Below are 6,000 nucleotides of genomic sequence, written 5' to 3' on the forward strand. Positions count from 1 at the left end.
ATTCAAATACCGGCTGTCTGAGGCGCCCTTCTGGGCGCCTCTTTTTATTTCCAGTTGCTGACGCCGACCGTTTCGGCAATCGCCTGCCGCAGCTCGTCCAATCCTTCGTTCTTTTCCGAGGAGGTGGAAAGCACAGCCGGATAAGCGGCGGGACGCTTGCGGATCTTCTCCGATGTTTCGGCCAACAGCTTTGGCACGGCAGGCGCTTTGATCTTGTCTGTCTTGGTCAGCACGATCTGGTAGGAGACGGCCGCCTTGTCGAGCAGCGTCAGCACGTCATCGTCGTTCTTCTTAATGCCGTGGCGGCTGTCGATCAGCACATAGACGCGCTTCAGCGTCGAGCGGCCGCGCAAATAGTCGAAGACGAGCTTTGTCCAGTTATCCACCTGCTCCTTCGGCGCCTGTGCATAGCCATAGCCCGGCATATCGACCAGCGCCATCGGCGGCAGGTCGTTGCCTTCGCCGGAATAGCCGTCCGGAACGAAGTAGTTGAGCTCCTGCGTACGTCCCGGCGTATTGGAGGTGCGCGCCAGACCTTTCTGACCGACCAGCGCGTTGATCAGCGATGATTTGCCGACATTCGACCGGCCGGCGAAAGCGACTTCCAGGGGGCCTTCCGGCGGAAGGAATTTCATGGAAGGCACGCCGCGGATGAATATCCAGGGGTGGCCGAAGAGCGGCTTTGCGATTTCAGTCATATGAATTCTGCAATCTCCGGGTTCGTAATGAAACCGGCTTCATGTTTTTAAGACGTATTGTCAAGGTTCGCACGGCTGAGCGCTTCTGCGGCCCGAAACAAAAAGCCCCGCCGAAGCAGGGCTTTTCGACTATTTCGATGGCGCCGGTTTTCGCTTGAACAGGCCCTTCAGATTGTCGAAGAGCTCGATCTTCACGCCGTGGCGCTTCATGATGACCGACTGCTGGATGACCGAGAGCGTGTTGTTCCAGGCCCAGTAGATCACGAGGCCTGCCGGGAAGCTTGCAAGCATGAAGGTGAAGACCAGCGGCATCCAGTTGAAGATCATCGCTTGCGTCGGATCCGGCGGGGTCGGGTTCATGCGCATCTGCACGAACATGGTGACACCCATGATCAGCGGCCAGACGCCGAGATGCAGCAAGGCCGGTGCTTCGAAGGGCAGCAGGCCGAAGAGGTTGACTATCGTCGTCGGATCGGGTGCCGAAAGGTCCTTGATCCAGCCGAAGAACGGTGCATGCCGCATCTCGATGGTGATGTAGATCACCTTATAGAGTGAGAAGAAGATCGGAATCTGCAGCGCAACCGGCCAGCAGCCGGCGATCGGGTTGATCTTCTCTTCCTTGTAGAGCTGCATCGTCGCCTGCTGCAGGCCCATGCGGTCGTCGCCGAATTTGGCCTTCAGCTCTTCCATCTTCGGCTGCATGCGCTTCATGTTCGCCATCGAAGCGTACTGCTTGCTGGCGAGCGGGAAGAACAGCGCCTTGACGACGATGGTCGTGCAGAGGATCGCCACGCCGAAATTGCCGAAGTAGCGGAAGAAGAAGTCCATCAGCTTGAACATCGGCTGCGTGAGGAACCAGAACCAGCCCCAGTCGATCAGGCGATCGAAGTTCGGGATGGAATATTTCGCTTCATATTCATCGACGACAGGCACTTCCTTGGCGCCGGCAAAGACGAGGTTAGTGACGTCGACCGTCGCTCCGGGAGCGATCGACAGGCCTTCACCCTTGAAATCGGCCTGGTAGCGCGGCTGACCGTCCGTGAAATGCGAGAAACGGGAATCGAAGGGAACGGTCTGGCTCGGGATGAGAGCCGCGGCCCAATATTTGTCGGTAATGCCGATCCAGCCGCCGGTGACCGTCGGGTTTGACTGGTTTTCCTTCTCGATCGCCGTGTACTTGCTCTCGGAAATGCCGCTGCCGGCGCCGAGCACGCCGAGGAAGCCCTCATGCAGCACGTAGACCGAAGGCGTCGTCGGCTTGTTGTAGCGCGTCACGCGGCCATAATTGGACAACGATACGGCGGCGTCGCCGCTATTGGTGATCTTGTCCACGACCGTGAACATGTACCGGTCATCGACGGAAATCGTCCGGGTAAAGGTCAGGCCCTTGTCATTGGTGTAGGTCAGCGTCACCGGCGTCTTTTCGGTGAGCTTCGCACCTTCAGGCGCGGTCCAGATGGTAGACGGGCCGGGAACGGCGCCTGTCGCTTCGGTACCGATATAGCCGAACTCGGTGAAATAGCCGTCCTTGGTTTCAGCCGGCGAGAACAGCGTAATGATCGGGCTCGAGTTGTCGACGGTCTCGTGATAGGCCTTCAGCCTCAGGTCGTCGAGGCGCGCACCGGCGAGGTTGATGGAGCCGGAGAGGGCGGCCGTATCGATGGCAACACGCGGCGATTTTGCCAGAGCTTCCTCGCGGGTCGCCGTCGCCGTGGCCTGACCGGTGGGAGCCGCGCCGTTCGGCTGCGCGCTCTGGCCGCCGGCGGCAGGCTGCTGCGTCTGCTCGGTCTGCTGCTGTGCCTTCTGGGCTTCCTGAGCCTTGCGCTGAGCCTCGATGCGCGGGTTCATATAGAGGAACTGCCAGCCAAGGACGATCAGCACCGAGAGAGCGATCGCAATGAAATAATTGCGGTTGTTTTGCATCATACGTTCCTGGGGCGCTCGTCTTTCGGGCGCCGGTGTTTCGGCCTGGTTTCCACGCGGGCTTTCAGTTCCGCGGCCAGTTCATCGAAGGACGCTGTCAAGACGTCCCTGCGGGCGACAACCACATAGTCGTGTCCGGGCTGCATTGCAAACCCTGCATGAAGCCGCACCGCTTCTTTAAGGCGTCGCCGCATGCGGTTTCTTTCGACCGCGTTGCCGTGTTTTTTGGTGACTGTGAAGCCGACGCGGGCTTCGCTTTCTTCTTCCTTGCGGTTCAGGACCTCGAGAAGGAAGAGAGGGCCGCGGCGCTTTTCGCCTTCGCGGACTGCAAGAAATTGCGGGCGGCTCAAGAGCCGCCCGACAATCTGTTTGTCTTCTTTGGTCTTCAAGTCGCCCGTCATTTTCTATCGGGCAATTCCGGCCTTAGGCCGAAAGACGCTTGCGGCCGCGGGCGCGGCGAGCAACGATGACCTTGCGGCCGCCCTTAGTGGCCATACGCGCACGGAAACCGTGGCGGCGCTTGCGAACAAGCTTCGAGGGCTGATAGGTACGCTTCATTTATTTAAACACCGCGGAGTGCGGCCCTTCTTGAATTTGCATAATGCAAGGAGCGTGGTTTTTCGAACGGGCGAGGTCATGAAAGACCTGAAATGACCGGACGTGCGGCGGCTTATACGGATGAAGCCTGCCAAAGTCAATTATGACTGGCGGATTCCCCGGAGCTGCGGGGCGGATGGCAAGATTTCGCACCCTGGTGTTAACGAATTCGGCCATTCACTATATAGTTGTATATTTCATCCAGAAGCTTCCGAAAGCTTTCAGCTGCAACTTTTATTCCTCGAAGATGCTCGGTTCGAGGCGAAGCCCAATGCGTGCAACAGTAAATATGGGTAATTTCTTGTAGTCGATATTGTTAATATTCGAAATACAACATTAACGAATTTACTCGATCTTTCAGTACATCGGCTGGGAATTTGATTTCCAGCCATTGTGCGAAGCGAGGGAGCGTTCAGTGAAAATTCGCGGCAAAATCAATCTTCTTGTCTCCGTCATGGGTGGCGTTGCGCTTCTGATCGGTGCCACCGCGCTGTCGGCGATGAGCGAGTACAGCGCGAACCTCACTGCTTATGAGCATGCCGCGACCCGCGCCTACGCCGGCGAACGCCTCAACCGCTTCGTCACCGCCGTCGTCATGGAATCGCGCGGCATCTATGCTGCAAAGAGCCTGGAACAGACGCCGGCCTTCGCCAAGGGCCTGATGGCCGATCTGGATGAAATCGACAAGGTCATCGCCGGTTGGGCGCCGCTTGTGCCTGATAGCCAGAAGGCTTCCTTCACCAACCTCGTTGATCGCGCCAAGGAATTCCGCACCTTCCGCAGCGAAACGGTCCGTCTCGGCACGGAGGTAAGCCCGCAGGCCGCCAACGAGCAGGGCAACAACGACGCCAACCGTGCCAACCGTAAGGCCTTCCAGGCCGAGATCGATGCGATCGTCAACACCGATAAGGCCGAACTGACGGCCGTCAAAAATCAGATCGAGGATTTCCGCAGCTGGATCCTGACACTGGTGCTCAGCATCACCGGCATCGGCATTGCAGCAGGCGTCGGCATGGGCTTCTATATCGGCACCAGCCATCTGAGCCGGCCGATCAAGAAGGTGACGCAGGCGATCAAGGACGTCGCAGACGGCAATTTCCAGGCGGAAGTGCCCTTCGCCGGTCGCAAGGACGAAATCGGCGAGATGGCCGCCGCTGTCGCCGTCTTCAAGGAAAACGGCCTCGTCATCCAGCGCATGAACGCTCAGGAAGCGGCAATGCGTGCAAAGAGCGACGACCTCCAGTCCAGCATGTCCGTCGTCGTGGCCGCTGCTGCCGCCGGCGATTTCAGCCACCGTATCAACAAGGATTATGAAGACGAGAGCCTCAACCAGTTCGCCGGCAATATCAACACGCTGCTGTCGAGCGTCGATGCCGGCGTCAATGAAACCCGCCGCGTCATTGCGAGCCTTGCTGAAGGCGACCTGACGCAGACCATGCGCGGTCAATTCCAGGGCGCTTTTGCCGAATTGCAGAAAAACGTCAACAATACCTTCGTGACGCTGCAGACGACCATGCGCGAGGTGCGCGAGACGACGGAAGCGATCAACGGCAATACCAACGAACTCAGGAACGCCAGCGACGACCTTTCCAAGCGCACGGAGCAGCAGGCTGCAGCACTTGAGGAAACCTCCGCCGCTCTCGACGAGATAACCGCCGTCGTACAGAATTCGACGGAACGCGCCCAGGAAGCGACCGTCATGGTCTCCGAGGCGAAGGACAATGCCGGTCGCTCCGGCGTCGTGGTCCGCAACGCCGTCGATGCCATGGGTCGTATCGAGCAGGCCTCCCGCGAAATCAGTCAGATCATCAACGTCATCGATGAGATCGCTTTCCAGACCAACCTGCTGGCGCTGAATGCCGGCGTCGAGGCCGCACGCGCTGGTGAAGCCGGCAAGGGGTTCGCTGTGGTCGCCCAGGAAGTGCGCGAGCTCGCCCAGCGCTCGGCAACGGCCGCCAAGGATATCAAGGCGCTCATCACCAAGTCCGGCGACGAGGTGCAGGTCGGCGTCAAGCTGGTTCAGGCGACGGGCGAGGCGCTCTCGGAGATCGAGACGCGGGTCATCGCCATCAACGACCATATCCATTCGATCGCAACGGCGGCAAAGGAACAGTCGACCGGCCTCAAGGAGGTCAACACCGCCGTCAACCAGATGGACCAGGTGACCCAGCAGAACGCCGCGATGGTGGAAGAAACCTCGGCTGCGACCCACAAGCTGTCGGCCGAAGCCGATGGCCTCGTGCGCCTCATCTCCCGCTTCAAGGTTTCCAACGAAGCGCCCGTTGCCGTTGCCCGCCAGCAGCATCACCAGCCAGTCGCCTCTCCGGCGCGCCGCGCTATCGGCCGCGTCGCCCGCGCCTTCAGCGGCAATGCCGCTGTTGCGGAGCAGAGCTGGGAAGAATTCTGATAGCCTTTATGACCGGGATCGGAACGCCGCCTGCGGGCGGCGTTTTCGTTTGTGACGACTTGCCGCTCCTCGCAAAGATTTGAAAGCGGAGCATTCTCGTCTAATATAAGAGCTCATTCTGATGGCGGCCTTTCGCCGCACGGACAAGACGAGATGCCGGTTCAAGACCAGGGCGAGACTTCCAAAGCGGAGAACATCGCGGCCGGTGAGGCTGCCAAGGGTTCGTATCCGCGTGCCGGCATGTTCAGCCGCCTCTCCGGCAAGCTGCTCTGGCTCACCGTTTTTTTCATTATGCTGGCGGAAATCCTGATCTTCTTTCCCTCGATCGCCAGCATGCGAGTGCGTTGGCTGGAGGATCGGCTGAATACGGCCGCC

General features: G+C 59.3%; 5 protein-coding genes and 1 pseudogene. 2 read left to right on the top strand and 4 right to left on the bottom strand.

Annotated features, from left to right (window positions below; translation table 11 throughout):
- Window positions 1–44 precede the first annotated feature (44 nt).
- From yihA to rpmH, 4 genes are all read right to left on the bottom strand, one after another.
- Window positions 45–698 (bottom strand): ribosome biogenesis GTP-binding protein YihA/YsxC, encoded by a 654-nt coding sequence (gene yihA, locus PMI11_RS07275; RefSeq protein ID WP_007815033.1) that lies wholly within the window; start codon window positions 696–698, stop codon window positions 45–47.
- Between the two features lie 129 nt (window positions 699–827).
- Window positions 828–2,621 (bottom strand): membrane protein insertase YidC, encoded by a 1,794-nt coding sequence (gene yidC / locus PMI11_RS07280; RefSeq protein ID WP_007815035.1) that lies wholly within the window; start codon window positions 2,619–2,621, stop codon window positions 828–830.
- The gene (rnpA, locus tag PMI11_RS07285) at window positions 2,621–3,022 is read right to left on the bottom strand and encodes a ribonuclease P protein component (RefSeq protein WP_007815037.1); all 402 of its coding nucleotides are present in this window, start codon (window positions 3,020–3,022) and stop codon (window positions 2,621–2,623) included. Before rnpA ends, yidC begins: the two co-directional genes overlap by 1 nt.
- 22 nt (window positions 3,023–3,044) lie before the next feature.
- Window positions 3,045–3,179: a 50S ribosomal protein L34 gene (gene rpmH / locus PMI11_RS07290; protein ID WP_016552555.1), complete on the bottom strand. Its 135-nt coding sequence runs from the start codon at window positions 3,177–3,179 to the stop codon at window positions 3,045–3,047.
- A 454-nt stretch (window positions 3,180–3,633) separates the two neighbouring features.
- Between rpmH and PMI11_RS07295 the strand changes: the two genes are divergently transcribed.
- Both PMI11_RS07295 and PMI11_RS07300 read left to right on the top strand, forming a co-directional pair.
- Window positions 3,634–5,625, top strand: a complete 1,992-nt coding sequence (locus tag PMI11_RS07295) for a methyl-accepting chemotaxis protein (RefSeq protein ID WP_007815038.1) — start codon at window positions 3,634–3,636, stop codon at window positions 5,623–5,625.
- Window positions 5,626–5,778: 153 nt separating this feature from the next.
- Window positions 5,779–6,000: pseudogene (locus tag PMI11_RS07300) on the top strand (sensor histidine kinase); the annotation flags it as partial.

Origin of the sequence: Rhizobium sp. CF142, from assembly GCF_000281145.1 — a bacterium.
Classification (GTDB): Bacteria; Pseudomonadota; Alphaproteobacteria; order Rhizobiales; family Rhizobiaceae; genus Rhizobium.

Bases quoted from the DNA above. Each gene is read 5' to 3' on its own strand.
- rpmH (WP_016552555.1), bottom strand. From the start codon at position 3,179: ATGAAGCGTACCTATCAGCCCTCGAAGCTTGTTCGCAAGCGCCGCCAC.
- rnpA (WP_007815037.1), bottom strand. From the start codon at position 3,022: ATGACGGGCGACTTGAAGACCAAAGAAGACAAACAGATTGTCGGGCGG.
- yidC (WP_007815035.1), bottom strand. From the start codon at position 2,621: ATGCAAAACAACCGCAATTATTTCATTGCGATCGCTCTCTCGGTGCTG.
- yihA (WP_007815033.1), bottom strand. From the start codon at position 698: ATGACTGAAATCGCAAAGCCGCTCTTCGGCCACCCCTGGATATTCATC.